Annotated in this window: 10 protein-coding genes and 2 tRNA genes; 8 read left to right on the top strand and 4 right to left on the bottom strand. The window is 58.6% G+C overall.

The annotated features are described in order from the left end of the window. Positions 1 to 11: 11 nt before the first annotated feature. Both ACM6IN_RS21300 and ACM6IN_RS21295 read right to left on the bottom strand, forming a co-directional pair. Positions 12 to 98, bottom strand: a tRNA-Leu gene (locus ACM6IN_RS21300). A 180-nt stretch (positions 99 to 278) separates the two neighbouring features. Then, positions 279 to 365, bottom strand: a tRNA-Leu gene (locus ACM6IN_RS21295). 226 nt (positions 366 to 591) lie between these two features. Here ACM6IN_RS21295 and rnr point away from each other — a divergent pair. From rnr to dnaB, 7 genes are all read left to right on the top strand, one after another. Continuing rightward, on the top strand, positions 592 to 3,222 hold the full coding sequence (rnr, locus tag ACM6IN_RS21290; RefSeq protein ID WP_414916665.1) for a ribonuclease R: 2,631 nt from the start codon (positions 592 to 594) through the stop codon (positions 3,220 to 3,222). Further along, on the top strand, positions 3,219 to 3,986 hold the full coding sequence (rlmB, locus tag ACM6IN_RS21285) for a 23S rRNA (guanosine(2251)-2'-O)-methyltransferase RlmB (RefSeq protein ID WP_414916664.1): 768 nt from the start codon (positions 3,219 to 3,221) through the stop codon (positions 3,984 to 3,986). Before rnr ends, rlmB begins: the two co-directional genes overlap by 4 nt. 306 nt (positions 3,987 to 4,292) lie before the next feature. Beyond that, positions 4,293 to 4,712 carry a 30S ribosomal protein S6 gene (gene rpsF, locus ACM6IN_RS21280; protein ID WP_007915844.1) on the top strand — a complete coding sequence of 140 codons (420 nt, stop codon included), beginning with the start codon at positions 4,293 to 4,295 and terminating at the stop codon, positions 4,710 to 4,712. A gap of 29 nt (positions 4,713 to 4,741) precedes the next feature. Then, entirely contained in the window at positions 4,742 to 4,972 is a 231-nt protein-coding gene (gene rpsR / locus ACM6IN_RS21275) for a 30S ribosomal protein S18 (RefSeq protein ID WP_002551829.1), read from the top strand. A 36-nt stretch (positions 4,973 to 5,008) separates the two neighbouring features. Then, positions 5,009 to 5,902: a hypothetical protein gene (locus ACM6IN_RS21270; RefSeq protein ID WP_007915845.1), complete on the top strand. Its 894-nt coding sequence runs from the start codon at positions 5,009 to 5,011 to the stop codon at positions 5,900 to 5,902. Positions 5,903 to 5,920: 18 nt separating this feature from the next. Continuing rightward, positions 5,921 to 6,367, top strand: coding sequence for a 50S ribosomal protein L9 (gene rplI / locus ACM6IN_RS21265; RefSeq protein ID WP_003186385.1), 447 nt, complete (start codon positions 5,921 to 5,923; stop codon positions 6,365 to 6,367). Between the two features lie 120 nt (positions 6,368 to 6,487). Continuing rightward, positions 6,488 to 7,885 carry a replicative DNA helicase gene (gene dnaB / locus ACM6IN_RS21260; protein ID WP_007915846.1) on the top strand — a complete coding sequence of 466 codons (1,398 nt, stop codon included), beginning with the start codon at positions 6,488 to 6,490 and terminating at the stop codon, positions 7,883 to 7,885. 39 nt (positions 7,886 to 7,924) lie between these two features. On the opposite strand, the gene ACM6IN_RS21255 is transcribed toward dnaB, so the two are convergent. Both ACM6IN_RS21255 and ACM6IN_RS21250 read right to left on the bottom strand, forming a co-directional pair. Next, positions 7,925 to 12,226, bottom strand: coding sequence for an NEL-type E3 ubiquitin ligase domain-containing protein (locus ACM6IN_RS21255; RefSeq protein ID WP_414916663.1), 4,302 nt, complete (start codon positions 12,224 to 12,226; stop codon positions 7,925 to 7,927). A 465-nt stretch (positions 12,227 to 12,691) separates the two neighbouring features. Further along, positions 12,692 to 15,313 carry a hypothetical protein gene (locus ACM6IN_RS21250; protein WP_414916662.1) on the bottom strand — a complete coding sequence of 874 codons (2,622 nt, stop codon included), beginning with the start codon at positions 15,311 to 15,313 and terminating at the stop codon, positions 12,692 to 12,694. Positions 15,314 to 15,521: 208 nt separating this feature from the next. Between ACM6IN_RS21250 and ACM6IN_RS21245 the strand changes: the two genes are divergently transcribed. Next, positions 15,522 to 17,834: a YgiQ family radical SAM protein gene (locus ACM6IN_RS21245; RefSeq protein ID WP_007915855.1), complete on the top strand. Its 2,313-nt coding sequence runs from the start codon at positions 15,522 to 15,524 to the stop codon at positions 17,832 to 17,834. The last annotated feature ends 15 nt before the right edge of the window (positions 17,835 to 17,849 follow it).

The raw sequence follows: 17,849 nt of genomic DNA, 5'->3' as shown, positions 1-17,849 counted from the left end.
TGAATTTGAATTGGTGCCCAGAAGAAGACTCGAACTTCCACGACCGTAAGGTCACCAGCACCTGAAGCTGGCGTGTCTACCAATTTCACCATCTGGGCAATCATCGCTAGCGTTGCCGCTGTTGATGTGGCGCACTATACGGAGCGACTTTTGATCTGTAAACCCCTGATTTAATTTTAATAAATCAGTTTTAAGAAAACCTGGGCTTAGAATGCAAAAAACCCGCTTTCGCGGGTTTTGTGTGAGCCTTGAAACTGATCTAGTCTCAAGCTCGAAATTGGTGCCCAGAAGAAGACTCGAACTTCCACGACCGTAAGGTCACCAGCACCTGAAGCTGGCGTGTCTACCAATTTCACCATCTGGGCAGTATCGGCAACGCTTGTGCGTCGTCGATGGCGCGCACTATACGGAGCGTCTTTTTAACTGTAAACCCCTCTCAGCAAAAAATATGATTTTTTTTACCGGCGGTGTGCAAAACGGCTTTCAAGTGACGCTACAGCCCTTGATAAGGGCCTTATAGAGTCGGAAATTTCCCGTTTCATGGCGCCTATGCCAAACTAACCCGCATATAGACAAGGTGAAAACTCTCTAATGGCCGATTGGCAGTCCCTCGATCCCGAGGCCGCTCGTGAAGCGGAAAAATATGAAAACCCTATTCCTAGCCGCGAACTGATCCTGGCGCACCTCGCCGATCGGGGTTCGCCTGCTGCCCGCGAGCAACTGGTCGAAGAGTTTGGTCTGACCACAGAAGACCAGATCGAAGCCCTGCGCCGTCGCCTGCGCGCCATGGAGCGCGACGCTCAACTGATCTATACCCGTCGTGGCACGTACGCGCCGGTCGACAAGCTTGACCTGATCCTTGGTCGCATCAGCGGTCACCGTGACGGTTTCGGCTTCCTGGTGCCGGACGATGGCAGCGACGATCTGTTCATGAGCCCGGCGCAGATGCGTCTGGTGTTCGATGGCGACCGTGCACTGGCGCGTGTTTCCGGTCTTGACCGTCGCGGTCGCCGCGAAGGCGTGATCGTCGAAGTGGTGTCGCGTGCTCACGAAACCATCGTTGGTCGCTACTTCGAAGAAGGCGGCATCGGTTTTGTCGTCGCAGACAATCCGAAGATCCAGCAAGAAGTGCTGGTCACGCCGGGCCGTAACGCCAACGCGCAGATCGGTCAGTTCGTTGAGGTGAAAATCACCCACTGGCCAACGCCGCGCTTCCAGCCGCAAGGTGACGTGGTCGAAGTGGTCGGCAACTACATGGCGCCGGGCATGGAAATCGATGTCGCCCTGCGCACCTACGACATTCCGCATGTCTGGCCTGAAGCCGTTCTGAAAGAAGCGGCCAAGCTCAAGCCGGAAGTCGAAGAAAAAGACAAAGAGAAGCGCGTCGACCTGCGCCATCTGCCGTTCGTCACCATCGACGGTGAAGATGCCCGCGACTTCGACGATGCTGTTTATTGTGAAGCCAAACCGGGCAAGCTGCGCCTGTTCTCCGGCGGCTGGAAGTTGTACGTGGCGATTGCCGACGTTTCCAGCTACGTGAAGATCGGCTCGGCGCTGGACAACGAAGCACAAGTGCGCGGCAACTCGGTGTACTTCCCCGAGCGTGTAGTGCCGATGCTGCCTGAGCAACTGTCCAACGGTCTGTGCTCGCTGAACCCGCACGTCGATCGTCTGGCCATGGTTTGCGAGATGACCATCTCCAAGTCCGGCGAAATGACCGACTACTGCTTCTATGAAGCGGTGATCCATTCCCATGCTCGTCTGACGTACAACAAAGTCAGTGCGATGCTGGAAACGCCGAAAATCACCGAGGCGCGTCAGCTTCGCGGTGAGTACAACGATGTTCTGCCGCACCTCAAGCAGCTTTATGCGCTGTACAAGGTTCTGCTGGCTGCCCGTCACGTCCGTGGCGCGATCGATTTCGAAACGCAGGAAACCCGAATCATCTTCGGTACCGAGCGCAAGATTGCCGAAATCCGTCCGACCACCCGTAACGACGCGCACAAGCTGATCGAAGAATGCATGCTGGCGGCCAACGTGGCTACCGCCGAATTCCTCAAGAAGCACGAAATTCCTGCGCTGTACCGCGTCCACGACGGTCCGCCACCGGAGCGTCTGGAAAAACTGCGCGCGTTCCTTGGCGAACTCGGTTTGTCCCTGCACAAAGGCAAGGACGGTCCATCGCCGAAGGACTATCAGGCATTGCTGGCGAGCATCAAGGATCGTCCGGATTTCCACCTGATCCAGACCGTGATGTTGCGTTCGCTGAGCCAGGCGGTGTACAGCGCTGACAACCAGGGCCACTTCGGCCTGAATTACGAAGCCTATACCCACTTCACTTCGCCGATCCGTCGTTACCCGGATTTGCTCACGCACCGCGCGATCCGCAGCGTGATCCATTCGAAACAGGACACCCCGCACGTTCGCCGTGCCGGTGCGATGACCATTCCGAAGGCGCGCATCTATCCGTACGACGAAGCAGCGCTGGAGCAGCTCGGCGAGCAATGCTCGATGAGCGAACGCCGTGCCGACGAAGCGACGCGCGATGTCGTGAACTGGCTCAAGTGCGAGTTCATGAAGGATCGCGTGGGCGAATCGTTCCCGGGCGTGATCACCGCAGTGACCGGTTTTGGTCTGTTCGTCGAGCTGACCGATATCTACGTCGAAGGCCTGGTGCACGTCACCGCGCTGCCGGGCGATTACTACCACTTCGATCCTGTGCATCACCGCCTGGCGGGCGAGCGCACCGGTCGTAGCTTCCGTCTGGGCGATACCGTTGAGGTGCGCGTCATGCGTGTCGACCTCGACGAGCGCAAGATCGACTTCGAGATGGCGGAAAAAACCATCAGCGCGCCGATCGGTCGCAAAAAGCGTGGTGCTGAAACTGCCGCGCCAGCCGCCAAGGAAAAAGCCGAAGCGGCTCCTGCGAAAAGCGCTGGTCGTCGTCCAGCCAAAGAGAAAGCTGCCGAAGCCTATCGCCCAAGTGACGCCGTAGCGAAGAACGCCGAGCTGCGCAAAAGCCGTGAAATGAAGAAAGCTCTGCTTTCCGACGCCAAAAACGGTGGTAAAGCGGCGTCCGGGGGAAAGACCGGACGGTCGGCGCCTGAAAAGGCCTCCGGCGGCAAGCCAGCAAAACCGAGCAAACACCGTAAAGGCCCGCCAAAAGCGGGTTCTGCTCCAGCCAAAAGTGGCGCGGCACGTAAACCGAAGGCGAAGTCATGAGTCAGTTGGAAAAAATCTACGGCGTTCACGCGGTAGAAGCGTTGCTGCGTCACCACCCGAAACGCGTCAAGCAGATCTGGTTGGCGGAAAGCCGCAACGATCCGCGCGTGCAGACCCTGGTTGAGCTGGCCAACGAAAATCGTGTCCAGGTCGTGCAGGCCGAGCGCCGCGAAATGGACGCCTGGGTTGAAGGTGTTCACCAAGGCGTAGTCGCGGAAGTCAGCCCGAGCCAGGTCTGGGGTGAAGCGATGCTCGACGAGCTGCTCGACCGCACCGAAGGCGCGCCACTGTTGCTGGTGCTCGACGGCGTGACCGATCCGCACAACCTCGGCGCCTGCCTGCGCTCGGCCGATGCGGCCGGCGCGCTGGCGGTGATCGTGCCGAAAGACAAATCGGCAACTTTGACGCCGGTCGTGCGTAAAGTCGCTTGCGGCGCGGCGGAAGTGATTCCGCTGGTTGCGGTGACCAACCTCGCGCGCACTCTGGAAAAGCTCCAGCAGCGCGGTCTGTGGATTGTCGGTACGGCGGGTGAGGCTGAGGTCAGCATTTATGACCAGGACCTGACCGGCCCGACCATCCTGATCATGGGCGCCGAAGGCAAAGGCATGCGTCGCTTGACTCGCGAACACTGCGACTATCTGGTGAAGCTACCGATGGCCGGTAGTGTCAGCAGTCTGAACGTGTCCGTGGCAACTGGCGTGTGCCTGTTCGAAGCGCAGCGTCAGCGCGGTGCCAAAGCCAAGGCTGCCACCAAGAAATCCTGATCTGCTGCAAATCCCCTGTAGCAGTGAGCCTGCTCGCGATAGCGGTGCAACATTCAGCATCAAAGTTGAATGTTACCCCCTCATCGCGAGCAGGCTCACTCCTACATTGTTTTGTGGGAAGGCGAAGATCGTTGGTTGTTCAAATAATCACCAATTGCCTTGCACCTCTTCTGTCCCTTCTCTACAATTGCGCCCCTTGCTGTGACGGCAGGCACGCATGTGCCCCGCGCCAGCAAGTCCATAAGTGTCATTCACTCCTTGTCTGACCGTTTTTGAGCGGCAGGCTACAACCCGTAAGGAGCATTCATGCGTCATTACGAAATCATCTTTTTGGTCCACCCGGATCAAAGCGAGCAAGTCGGCGGCATGGTTGAGCGTTACACCAAGCTGATCGAAGAAGACGGCGGCAAAATCCACCGTCTGGAAGATTGGGGCCGTCGTCAACTGGCCTACGCAATCAACAATGTTCACAAGGCTCACTACGTGATGCTGAACGTTGAGTGCACTGGCAAGGCCCTGGCCGAGCTGGAAGACAACTTCCGCTACAACGATGCAGTGATCCGTAACCTGGTCATCCGTCGCGACGAAGCCGTTACCGGCCAGTCCGAGATGCTCAAGGCTGAAGAAAACCGCAGTGAGCGCCGTGAGCGTCGCGATCGTCCTGAGCACGAAGGCGCTGAAAGCGCTGAAGGCGAAGAGAACGACAGCGATAACGCTGACGAGTAATCCACGGACCTTATTAAGGAGCCTATCAAATGGCACGTTTCTTCCGTCGTCGTAAATTCTGCCGTTTCACCGCTGAAGACGTGAAAGAGATCGATTACAAAGATCTCAACACTCTGAAAGCCTACGTATCCGAGACCGGCAAAATCGTTCCAAGCCGCATCACCGGTACCAAAGCTCGTTATCAGCGTCAGCTGGCCACCGCTATCAAGCGCGCCCGCTTCCTGGCCCTGCTGGCCTACACCGACAGCCACGGCCGCTGAGACCGGGCAGTCGACAAGTAGCAAAGGATTGAATGCATGCGTGCCTTAGCTGAGTTCATCATGCGAGGCCGTATGCAGGCCACTCTCGTGGTGGCCGGATGTGCAACATTGCCGTTGTTGTATTGGTTGGGCGCTGCCGCCGGGAGCCTTGTGCTGCTGCGGCGCGGACTGACGGACGCCCTGGGTGTTCTGTCTCTGGGGCTGCTGCCGGCATTGATCTGGTGGCTGTATGCCGATGATCCACGCGCACTTCTGGTGCTGCTGGGGTCTTCGGGACTTGCGTTGGTTTTGCGCGCAAGTGAGTCCTGGGTTCGCACGCTGCTGGTCAGCGTAGTGATTGGAGTGGTGTTTTCGGTGGTGCTCGGGGCCGCGTTTGCGGCCCAGATCGAGATGCTCGCGCAGGCCTTGATAAAGGTCATGCCGGCGCTTCTCGGTGAGACCTACAAGCAATTGTCGGTCGATGAGCAAGCGCGTTTCGCGTCCCTGATTGCACCAGTCCTGACCGGACTGATTGCGGCGCTGTTGCAAATCGTCAGCGTGCTGAGCCTGATTGTCGGGCGGCATTGGCAGGCGTTGTTGTACAACCCGGGTGGTTTTGGTCGCGAGTTTCGCGCCATCCGGATCCCGCTGGGGCCGGCGATGTTGCTGCTGGCGTTGATGCTTCTGGGCCCGAATCTCGGTGCACAGATGGCCATGTTGACGCCGTTGTGCAGTGTACCGCTGGTGTTCGCCGGACTTGCCCTGATTCATGGGCTGGTCGGGCAGAAGCGACTGGCCGGTTTCTGGCTGGTGGGGTTGTACGTCACGCTGCTGTTGTTCATGCAGCTGATCTATCCGTTGCTCGTGGTCCTGGCCATTGTCGACAGCCTGATTGATTTTCGCGGTCGTCACGTGTCGAAAGACACCGACAGCGCGAACGGTGAAGGTTAAAAGTTAGAGGATTTTCACATGCAACTGATCCTTCTGGAAAAAATCGCCAACCTGGGCAACCTGGGCGACAAAGTAAACGTTAAGGCCGGTTACGGCCGTAACTACCTGCTGCCTTTCGGCAAAGCTACCGCTGCGACCGCTGCCAACCTGGCTGCGTTCGAAGAGCGTCGTGCTGAGCTGGAAAAAGCTGCCGCAGACCGTAAAGCATCGGCTGAAAGCCGTGCTGCCCAACTGGCCGAGCTGGAAGTGACCATCACTGCCACCGCTGGCGACGAAGGCAAGCTGTTCGGTTCGATCGGTACTCACGACATCGCTGACGCACTGACCGCCTCCGGCGTTGAAGTTGCGAAAAGCGAAGTTCGTCTGCCGAACGGCACCATCCGCAACGTGGGTGAATTCGACGTGGCTGTGCACCTGCACGCCGAAGTTGAAGCCACCGTACGCGTTGTCGTGGTAGCAGCTTAAGCAACACTGATCGGCTGGCGGCTTGTCCGTCAGACGGTTAACATCGGGCACGATCCTGTTATACAGGTCGTGCCCTTTGTCTTTCTGAATTCCCTGTTTTTCCAAACAACACAAGTGGCCATGAACGATATCTCCGCTCCCGAGCAATACGATCTGCAAACCGCTGCCCTGAAGGTGCCGCCGCATTCCATCGAAGCCGAACAGGCTGTACTCGGTGGTCTGATGCTGGACAACAACGCCTGGGAACGCGTGCTCGATCAAGTCTCCGACGGCGATTTCTATCGACATGACCACCGTCTGATCTTCCGTGCGATCGCCAAATTGGCCGATCAGAACATGCCGATCGACGTCGTGACCCTGTCCGAGCAATTGGACAAGGAAGGTCAGACCTCGCAAGTCGGCGGCCTCGGTTACCTCGGCGAGCTGGCGAAAAACACGCCATCCGTCGCCAACATCAAGGCCTATGCGCAGATCGTTCGCGAACGAGCGACCTTGCGCCAGTTGATCGGCATCAGTACCGAGATCGCTGATAGCGCCTTCAACCCTGAAGGTCGTACTGCCGCCGAGATTCTTGACGAAGCCGAACGGCAGATCTTCCAGATTGCCGAGGCCCGGCCTAAAACCGGCGGCCCGGTGGGTGTGAACGATTTGCTGACCAAGGCCATCGACAGGATCGACACCTTGTTCAACACTGACAACGCCATCACTGGCTTGTCCACCGGATACACCGATCTCGACGAGAAGACCAGCGGCCTGCAGCCGTCCGACTTGATCATCGTCGCCGGCCGTCCGTCGATGGGTAAAACCACCTTTGCGATGAACCTGGTGGAAAACGCCGTGTTGCGCAGCGAGAAGGCGGTTCTGGTTTACTCCCTCGAGATGCCAGGCGAATCGCTGATCATGCGTATGCTCTCCTCGCTGGGGCGCATCGACCAGACCAAAGTGCGTTCCGGTCAACTCGAAGACGATGACTGGCCGCGCCTGACCTCGGCGGTCAACCTGCTCAACGATCGCAAACTGTTCATCGATGACACTGCCGGTATCAGCCCGTCGGAAATGCGTGCGCGGACCCGGCGTCTGGTGCGTGAACACGGCGACGTCGGCCTGATCATGATCGACTACCTGCAACTGATGCAGATCCCCGGTTCCAGCGGTGACAACCGTACCAACGAAATTTCCGAGATCTCGCGATCCCTGAAAGCGCTGGCCAAGGAATTCAACTGCCCGGTGGTGGCGCTGTCGCAGCTCAACCGTTCCCTCGAACAGCGTCCCAACAAGCGCCCGGTAAACTCCGACTTGCGCGAATCCGGAGCGATCGAGCAGGACGCCGACGTGATCATGTTCGTGTACCGCGACGAGGTGTATCACCCGGAAACCGAACACAAGGGCATCGCCGAAATCATCATCGGCAAGCAGCGTAACGGCCCGATCGGTTTTATCCGCCTGGCGTTTATCGGCAAGTACACCCGTTTCGAAAACCTTGCCCCAGGCAGTTACAACTTCGACGACGACGAGTGACAGCAGGCCGAAGTCCATCGGCCTGCTGCGACGTATCGATTACAGCATTGCACCACTCGTTCCGGGGGTTTCCTGCGCAGGCGTGACGTCGGCAGGAGGCGCCTCGATCATTGTTCGAGGCTGCAATTCCTGCCGCGTCAGCGTCTGGATCAATGTCGCTTCGACAATCGCCAACTGCGCCGTCACATCATCGGTTTGCATGTTGTATTGAGCCTCGCTCAGCAGGCCTTGTGATGACTGGCTGTCGAGAATTTCCTGGCGATTCTGAAACGGCTGGCGACTCGCATCGAATTGCGCCTGGTATTTGTGAATGATGAAGTCCTGCCAGAAATCCATCGACACCAACGCCTGAAACTCTTCAGGCGAACCATTCAGCGTCGAGACTTTGCGATACGCCGCATCCATCATTGCCGGGGTAACGCCAGCCATGCCGATAAACGTGAGTGCCTGTGGCTGAAACGGCAATTGCAGCCGATCCTTGAGACCAAAGCGGTAGGCCATGGTCATTTCATGGGGATCGCGTATGCGCAGGTGGTGGCTGTTTCGCAGCTCCCGGGAGGTTGCCGGATCGTCAATGATTGCCCTGCTTGAAGCGATCTCTGCCGCGGCGATGTCGTCGACCTGTTTGAGCCGGAACAATCCTTTGGACAACGCCACCAAGGGGGCGCCATTCAAATCGAGCCTGGCCTGAACGCGCGCCTTGTAAGTCATGGCCAGGACTTGCAGGTCGGTGAAGGTGGCTGCGGCAAGGTCAGTGCAACCTGCTTCGCACGCGCGATCGAACAGTTCTCGACGCAAGGTTCGCGACTGTGGATCGTCTTGGCTGATGACATCGATCACATCCCAGACCTGACGCCGGAAATCGGCATGGTGCGCACGGCTTGCGAGGATGTTGAAGAAGCCGTCTGAGCCTGGCTGCTCGCGCAACGTGCGCCATTGAGTGTTTCTGGCGAACGCTTGATCAGTGGGTAGTCCGGTGGTCCAGATCGGGGTGGGCTCTGCGGCGGTCCTTGCAATGGGGCGTTGAGCCAAAGGAAATGACGTTGTGAACAGGTTGAATCTGTTGTGAAGCCCGGTTTGCGCTTCGTCCAGTTGCATGCGATAGACGCCCATTTGTATCCGCGTCTCATCAGTAATCGGATTATTCGTCAGTAACGTGCCACTGTTCACTTGGACCGAATGCGCCAGGCGCTCCGGGGGCGGAGCAGTGACAAAGTCGGGAATCGTGGTGATCTGGTTATTGCTCAGATCGATCCGGGTCAGCAGGGGTTGATCAAACAGTCCGGTTGGCCAATGCGTGATGCCGGTGTTCGCCAGGCTGACCTCGCGCATATCGGTGATCAGGCTGAAGTCCGGGATCACACCGAGCTGGGGATTGTTGTCGATCCAGAGTGCTCTGAGTGTTGTGCGTCCGGCCAGTATCCGCGCCGTTTCTGCATTGAGCTCAAGTTGGTTGTGCTGCAGAAACAGGCGCGTCATCCCGTGCATTTCTCCTACCGCCGGGGGCAAGTCCCTGAGGCGATTGTTCGACATGTCCAGCCAGCGCACATGACGAAAACGGGTGAGGAAGCCTTCCGGTGACTCCGTCAGGTTCATGCCGCTCAATCTGAGTGAACCAACATGGCTGAAGTCGATGCTCAGATCCGGCAGGGTCGGCAAGGTCAGGCCGCTCAAGTCCAGTTCCAGACCGATCGGCGTGCCGTCGAATGCATGTTTTTGCGCTGTTTCGCGGCGCCAGCAACTGATGATCCGATCCCGCGCTGCGGTGCGGTCATTGCGGGTGGTGGCGTTGATTTGCAGTTGATTGGCACGCACGTAACGCAGGCGGTTGCCACCCCCGGAAAAGACCCAGTCGTCGAGCTGGGTTTTCAAAAGATCGAATTCTTGTTCCAGCCCGAGCAAGCGTGGTGCAACGGTGCCTTTGTCATGATTCCAGATGAACTCTCTGCACTCCTTGATGGTTTTGCTCGGGAACAGGTTTCGATAACGCTGCGCCCTGGAGTCTTCGCTATCGAATACGGCGGGATGGGCCGGCTCCATCAGCTCGGGGTGAGACTCTTTAAGGCGTCGCCAGTAGCCGTCGAATTTTCGCCAGTACGCAGAGGGGAAGTCGTTGCCTTCAAGCCGCGTGACGTTGTTGATCCGCGCGACGACAGCCAGCGTCTCGGGTGTCGGGTTGAGGTTGGCCTGGGGAACCTCGCTCAAGCGATTGTCGCGCAGGTCCAGGTGGTTCAAAGCGGTTTTGTCGAGCAGCCCGGCAGGCCACTGACTGAGGCCCGTGTTTTTCAGGTTCAAGGCTTGCAACCCGGACATGGTGCTGAAGTCGGGCACTGCCCGCAGTTGATTGTTGGACAGATCGATCTGTTTCAACTGGTGCAGTGCACCGAGTGCCAAAGCGCTTTGCTCATCCAGTTTTATCTGGTTTGAACTCAGGTCCAGATAGTTGAGTTTGTCCATCTCGGCGATTTTTTGCGGCAGTTTATCGATGCCGGAGTTAACGATGCTCAGGCTTTCCAGATTGGGGCAATTGGACAGAAGCGTATTGGCGGTGTCCGACCAGATGACCGAGTCGAGACTGAGGGATTTGATGTGGCTGAAATCCACGGTCAGCAGGGGTAATGGACCGTACAGCGGTGGCAGTTTCAGTACGCCGTCCGATTCGCCTAGCCAGCAGCCTCTGATGATCCTTGCCAGGCGGGTGGCGTTGACTCTTTCCGGGCCCCTGGCATAGGCCGGGCCGGGTTGACTGTCGGCGATGTAGGCCTGCAGTTGCGTTTCCAGTAACGCGAAACCGGCAAGGCGTCGCGCGATCTGCTCTTCGGCGCCATCACCCAGGGCGAGCAGATATTCCCTGGCGGCTTGCGGATCCTTGTCTGGATACATATGCCGCACCATCGCCACTTCGGGAATGTCGCCATCCAGTCTGAACGCGTCGGCGCGGGGGCCGGTGCGCATCGCCGGATAGTCGGCCACTACGCGACGCCAATAGACCTCAAGCGTTCGCCAGTAGCCGGCCGGGAAGGGATTGCCTTCAATCAGGGTGACCGAGTTGATACGGGCGATCGCCAGTAGTTCATTGCTTGACGGGGCAAGGTTCGCCTGTGGAATTTCGCGCAGTTGGTTATTGCGCAAGTCGACCACGTCCAGTGCCACCTGATCGCGTAAACCGCTGGGCCAGTGATCCAGTCCAGTGTTGCTCAGGTTCAATGACCGAAGTTGCGACATGCCGCGAAAGTCCGGGATTCTGCCAAGCGGGTTGCTCGACAGGTCGAGGTGTTCAAGCTGTTCGAGTGCGCCCAGTTTTACTGCTGTCTGCTCATCGAGCTGGATTCGGTTCGAGTTCAGCTCCAGAGCCTTGAGAACGGTCATCGGCGCGATATCGGTCGGCAGCTTATCCAGAGTGGAGTGAGTCACCGACAGTTTCTCGAGGTTGGGAAAACTGCCAAGGAAGGTATCGGCGGTGTCCGACCAGGCGACCGCTTTCAGCTCCAGAGTTCGTACATGGCTGAAATCAGCCGTCAGTGGCGCAAGGATTGCCTCTGCCAAATCAAGTTTCAGCGTCGTCCCCGTCTGCCGCTTCCAGCAACGTTTTATTTCTTCGACAGCACGCTCCACCGCGGGATGTGCAGCTTCGGTGGGGGCCTGCGAGGATGTCTTCCTGATCCAGGAAGCGAGATCCGCCTTGAGCGCCCGGTAACTGGCCTCGCGTTGGGACAGATAGCCGCGGACGTCATCCCCGTGCGAATGCAGAAGCCGGGTGATCTCCTCGTTGTTGAGGGCCGGGAAGAGTTTTCGAGCGCGGGACTCTGGCGTGCGCAAATGATTGATCGCGGTGGCAAACCGTTGCAGCAAGCCGGGCTGCGCGGGGCTGCCTGGCTCCCTGCGGAACATGCCGCCGACACCGCCGACCGGCGTCCCCAGCCAGCCGTCGCGAGCATCGAAAATGATCGGCTCCGAGCGCCCGGGACGTGTGGCGATGTAAGTGTTGGTGCTGTCGCCGGCAACCGGATCTTGCGCGCGGACGATACGCATCACCGGTGTCGACGGGGTAGAGGCATCGGTGTCGTGTAGAACCTGATAACTGTGCTTGTCGATCACCGCATAGAGCTTGCCGTTGAGCCGGTGGAGGCCATCGCTGCCCCTTTGAACGTCACTGAAATCCAGTGGCGTACGGAAAGCTTCCAGGCGGGTGCTCGATAATGGCACCCCGATGGGCTCGAAGTGTTCCAGTTCATGCCAGAGTCCCGCGCTGGAGTCTCGCAGCAGCACGGGCCCGGAGGGGCTGGACTCGCTGGGCAGCCTGGCGCGATACAGTCCTGTTTGCGCATCTTTGCTGACCATCACGATGCCTCCAGGTACATCGGCATACTGGCGGCCCTTGTGCGTTCTCAAGCCGTCAGCGTTGCGATCCGACAAACCTGTGGCCGCAGGCACCCAGTAATGTTCCAGGGACTGGCTAGGCGCACGCGGATTTTCAAACGGCAACGCGGGTCGATGAATCGTGATGCGCGGAGCCGGCTCGATCGCATCGATATCGGCTGGCGTTGGTAAGCGGCCCGGTCGTGGCGTTTGCCCACCGGGTATCGAGATATCTAAATCTGCGCGCGCTGGCAAGTCGAGGCGCGGGGTGTCCACGTCTGCCCCAGCGTTTTGGCGAACCGGGGGATTGCCGGAATTGTTGCCTCTGGGAGGCGATTTAACGGGCATGTCTTTCTATCCTTGCAGGTTTGCGCATCAGCTCGCCTGAGCGGGAGCTGATGGCAGGGGCGGCGTCATTGCCTGATTGATCGTATGGCCTTGAGTTCTTTACTCAGGCTTGGAAGGCACGCCAGCCGGGCTGGCCAGTGCAAATATTTTGCGCGCGGTCTTGCCATCGAAGGTCTGGCGCCAGATGGCCACGTGCGGCAAGCCAGCCTGTTCATCGCGGCGCTGAGCGTCGATGCCGCGTCGGCTCTGTTCGAGGGTTTTGAGGTGACCGCCTCGTGTAGTGAAACTCAGCGGCGCGGTGTTGTGCTGGTCATAGTGGAAATGTGCCTCCCATAACGGTGTGCCGTCGGTGCGATCAGTGATCGAATAAACATCGAGAAACGACTTGTCCCTGCCTTTGCCCGATTGCTTGCGCTCAACGGTTTTGCTCACGCTGACTTCTTTGGCATCCATCAGGTAGTTCAAACGCATGATGTCGAGCACGTCCCTGTTCTTGTACATGCGCACCAGAACACTTTGGCCATGCGCATCCAGTGACTCGGCAGCGCTGCGCAATCGCGCAGCCAGGGCGAGGATCTCGGCGTCATTGGTCGCGTCTTCATGGCTTTCCAGGCGCCTTGCCTGCTCGTTGAGGCTTTCCGCCTCTTTGCCCAAGCCTTCAAGAATCTCGGTCGGATTGGTTTTTTTCGCTTCGTCCACCTTGGCCTTGGCGACGTGTTGTTCAACGTCGACCAGTAACCGTTTTGCCTCGGCGACCAGTTGTGGTCTGGGTGTACTGACGATGGGTGGCCGCACTGGCAACCATTCGCCCTGTCTTTTTTCGTAGCGGGCGGATGGCGAACCGGGACGCAACGGGTCCGGCACCTTGACGATGACGTTGCCGTCCAGCGCCGTTTCCGTTTCGCCGACCAGAACCCGGTACGTGCCGTGCTGGCGGACCCGGAAAATCTTTCTGGGGGCTGACGGGCGGGGGCTTTCGGAAGGGTCAGGCAGTGCTGGAAGGAAATCGAAATCGATATCGTGGTCGATGTTGGGCAGCTCGCGATCGCGCCCGATCGACTCCAGAATGTCGCTCAGCCGGTTTTCGATTCGCTTCTCGAATGGATCAATCAGATCGAGGATTTCCCTCAGATACCCGGCCCTCAAAGCATCGGTGTCAGCGTTGGCGGCCAGTTGCATTTCAAATCGGGACTTGTCCGCCCTGATCTGATCAAGGCTCAAAAGCAGCGCCATCGGATGCTCATGTTGCGGAATGTTTTTCAGGTCTGCGGTGACCAGGTCGACGGCTGAAAGCGAGGGCATGGTGGTATTGGGCGAATGGTCAGGTGTGCCCGCAAACAGGTGTATATAGAGGGTCAGCTTGTTGAAGTTGATGCGCTCGGCCGACGGAACTTGCTGCCTGATTTCTTCGAGTATCGGCGCCGCTCCGGGGTCGGCTTTTCTGATTTCTGCCAGCACCACTTCACGTTCTTCGATAAACCTCAGCTTCTTGTTCAGGTGAGGGATGATTCGCTTGCAACTGTCGGCATCGAGACTGGAGATCGTTGGCTTCACCCGCAGATCCATGGCTGCCATGAGGCGGTTCAGGAACTCGGCGCGCTCTATGCGGAAGGTGTGCAGTTCCTGCTTGAACAGCCCGCTGGCTTTCGCAAGGACCAGCCATTTCCTGTTGAGCACCAGCGACTCCACGAAATCCGCCTGTTTCTGCACATGCTTGAGCAAATGCACTTCGAGACTCAGCAGTTTTGCGATTCGCTCTGCGCTGCCTTCCGCCAGTTTCTGGGTTTGCGCCCAGAGGGTGTTATGCCGGTCCGACGAGTTCGTCAACTCCGTGTGGGCCTTGTGAAAAGGCTCATACATCTGCATCAACGTGTCTTTACTCAGGCGGACAATCTCCGCGTCCTGAATACCTCCCTTCAGATCTGGCAAATGATAGACCCAGCGATTGCCCTCATCACGCCTGACCGACCGCGTTTCGCCGCTGCGGCTGGCCCGGAAGATATTTGCGCTGTCGATTGCCACGGGGTCTTTCGGATTGACGATGCGCCACGCTTTGTGTGTCGCCGTGGATGCACTCACATCGTGCATGACCTGATAAACCTGATTGTGCAGGGGCAGGTACAGCCGACCCTCGTGGCGCAACAACCCGTCGCTGTCGGCCTTGGCACGTGTGAGTTCGAGATTGGTGTGCAACGTCTGCAGGTGAGTGTCGATCAAGGTAACGGCGTCACCGTCCTCGAGCGAATGCCACAGACCGCTGTCGCTGTCGCGCAGCAGTAGCGGACCAGAGGCCACGCGCTCGGCCGCGAGTTGGGCGCGGTAGAGGCCGGTCTGCGGATCGACCCCGACCATCACGATGCTGTCGTGCGCGACATCGACGTATTCGCGGCCCTTGTACATCCTCAAGCCCTCGGTATTGGCCCGGGGCAAACGGTCAGGTGCGAGGATACGGTAACTCTCCAGCGATTTTGGTCCCGTTGCGCCTGTTTTCACCGAGGCGGTTGTCGTGTGCGTGATGACGACGGGCGGTGGTCTTGTTACCTCAGGGCTGTCAGTGCCGTGAGCGCCGTGAGTGCCACCCGGCCGCGTTGCAGGGTGGACAGACAGGGACGGTTCAGGCCCCGTCCGTGGCGCTCGCCCGGTATTGCCTTGCTGCGGCGCATCCGGGCTGGTTGGTGTGTTGACTTTAATGCTGCCCTTGGCGGGCTGTTTGGGTGACATTGCTTCATCCTTGAAGGGTTGCCATATCAGTTGGCGCAGGCACCGGACTGATGAATGTTAAGTTTGAACGATGATTTTTTGCCGGTTACGGGTTATCGGGCAGGCTCGACGCCGGTTGTAAGAGAAACCGACCATTGCCGTCGGAATTGGTTATTTTTTGTGCTATATTCCGCGCCCGCGAATTTTCACTTCAACACCGGTCGTCGACATGCAAGCAGCCAAGCCGTTATTTGACTATCCAAAATATTGGGCCGAATGTTTCGGGCCAGCGCCATTCCTGCCGATGAGCAGGGAGGAGATGGATCAGCTTGGCTGGGATTCGTGCGACATCATCATTGTTACCGGTGATGCCTACGTCGATCACCCGTCGTTCGGCATGGCGATCATTGGCCGGCTGCTGGAGTCTCAGGGCTTTCGCGTCGGGATCATTGCGCAGCCGAACTGGCAGTCCAAAGACGACTTCATGAAGCTCGGCGAGCCGAACCTGTTCTTCGGCGTTGCGGCGGGCAACATGGACTCGATGATCAACCGCTACACCGCGGACAAGAAAATCCGTTCCGACGACGCTTACACGCCTGGCGGCATGGCCGGCAAGCGTCCGGACCGCGCGAGCCTGGTTTATAGCCAGCGCTGCAAAGAAGCCTACAAGCATGTGCCGATCGTCCTCGGCGGTATCGAAGCCTCGCTGCGTCGCATCGCCCACTACGATTACTGGCAGGATCGCGTGCGTAACTCGATCCTGATCGACGCCAGCGCCGACATCCTGCTTTACGGCAACGCCGAACGCGCAATTGTCGAAGTCGCTCAGCGTCTGTCTTATGGCCACAAGATCGAAGACATCACCGATGTGCGCGGCACCGCGTTCATTCGTCGCGATACGCCGAAAGACTGGTACGAAGTCGACTCGACGCGTATTGACCGTCCGGGCAAGGTCGACAAGATCATCAACCCGTACGTGAATACCCAGGACACCCAGGCCTGCGCCATCGAGCAGGAAAAAGGTCCGGTTGAAGATCCGCAGGAAGCCAAGGTCGTACAGATTCTGGCCAGCCCGCGCATGACCCGTGACAAGACCGTGATTCGTCTGCCATCGGTTGAAAAGGTCCGTGGCGACGCCGTTCTGTATGCCCACGCCAACCGCGTGCTGCACCTCGAAACCAACCCGGGCAACGCCCGCGCGCTGGTGCAGAAGCATGGCGAAGTCGACGTCTGGTTCAACCCGCCGCCGATTCCGATGACCACTGAAGAAATGGACTACGTGTTCGGCATGCCCTACGCGCGCGTTCCGCACCCGGCGTATGGCAAGGAGAAGATCCCGGCCTACGACATGATCCGTTTCTCGGTGAATATCATGCGTGGCTGCTTCGGTGGCTGCACCTTCTGCTCGATCACCGAGCACGAAGGCCGGATCATCCAGAACCGTTCCGAAGAGTCGATCATTCGCGAAATCGAAGAGATCCGCGACAAGGTTCCAGGCTTCACCGGCGTCATTTCCGACCTCGGCGGCCCGACCGCGAACATGTACCGCATCGCCTGCAAAACGCCGGAAATCGAATCCGCGTGCCGCAAGCCGTCCTGCGTGTTCCCGGGCATTTGCCCGAACCTCAACACCGACCACTCTTCGCTGATTCAGCTGTACCGCAGCGCCCGTGCATTGCCGGGTGTGAAGAAGATTCTGATCGCTTCCGGCCTGCGCTACGACCTCGCGGTCGAGTCGCCGGAGTACGTCAAAGAGCTGGTGACCCACCACGTTGGTGGTTACCTGAAGATCGCCCCGGAACACACCGAGGAAGGTCCGCTCAACCAGATGATGAAACCGGGCATTGGCAGCTATGACAAGTTCAAGCGCATGTTCGAGAAGTACACCAAGGAAGCGGGCAAAGAGCAGTACCTGATTCCGTACTTCATCGCCGCCCACCCGGGCACCACCGACGAAGACATGATGAACCTGGCCCTGTGGCTCAAGGGCAATGGCTTCCGCGCTGACCAGGTGCAAGCGTTCTACCCGTCGCCGATGGCCACCGCCACCGCGATGTACCACTCGGGCAAGAACCCGCTGCGCAAGGTCACTTACAAGAGCGACGGCGTGACCATCGTCAAGAGCGAAGAGCAGCGTCGTCTGCACAAGGCGTTCTTGCGTTATCACGACCCGAAAGGCTGGCCGATGCTGCGTGAAGCGCTGATCCGCATGGGCCGTGGTGACTTGATCGGTTCGGGCAAGGATCAGTTGATCCCGACTCATCAGCCGGCGACTGACAGCTACCAGAGCGCCCGTCGCAAGAACTCGACGCCGGCCGGCAGCCATAAAGTGGCGAAGGAAGGCAAAGAGAAGACCACCAAGATCCTCACTCAGCACACTGGTTTGCCGCCACGTGCCAGTGATGGTGGTAATCCTTGGGACAAGCGGGAACAGGCCAAGGCGGCGGCGTTTGCCCGCAATCAGCAGGCAGCCAAGGAACGTAAAGACGCTGCGAAAGGCAAAGGGCCGAAACCGACCCGCAAGCCGGTCGTACCGCGCTAAACATCGCTTAAGCTG

It is taken from the genome of Pseudomonas sp. IT-P395 (assembly GCF_949767675.1).
Lineage (GTDB): Bacteria > Pseudomonadota > Gammaproteobacteria > Pseudomonadales > Pseudomonadaceae > Aquipseudomonas.
Note: the sequence above shows the minus strand (reverse complement) of the source record. Positions and strands in the feature narration are given on the sequence as shown.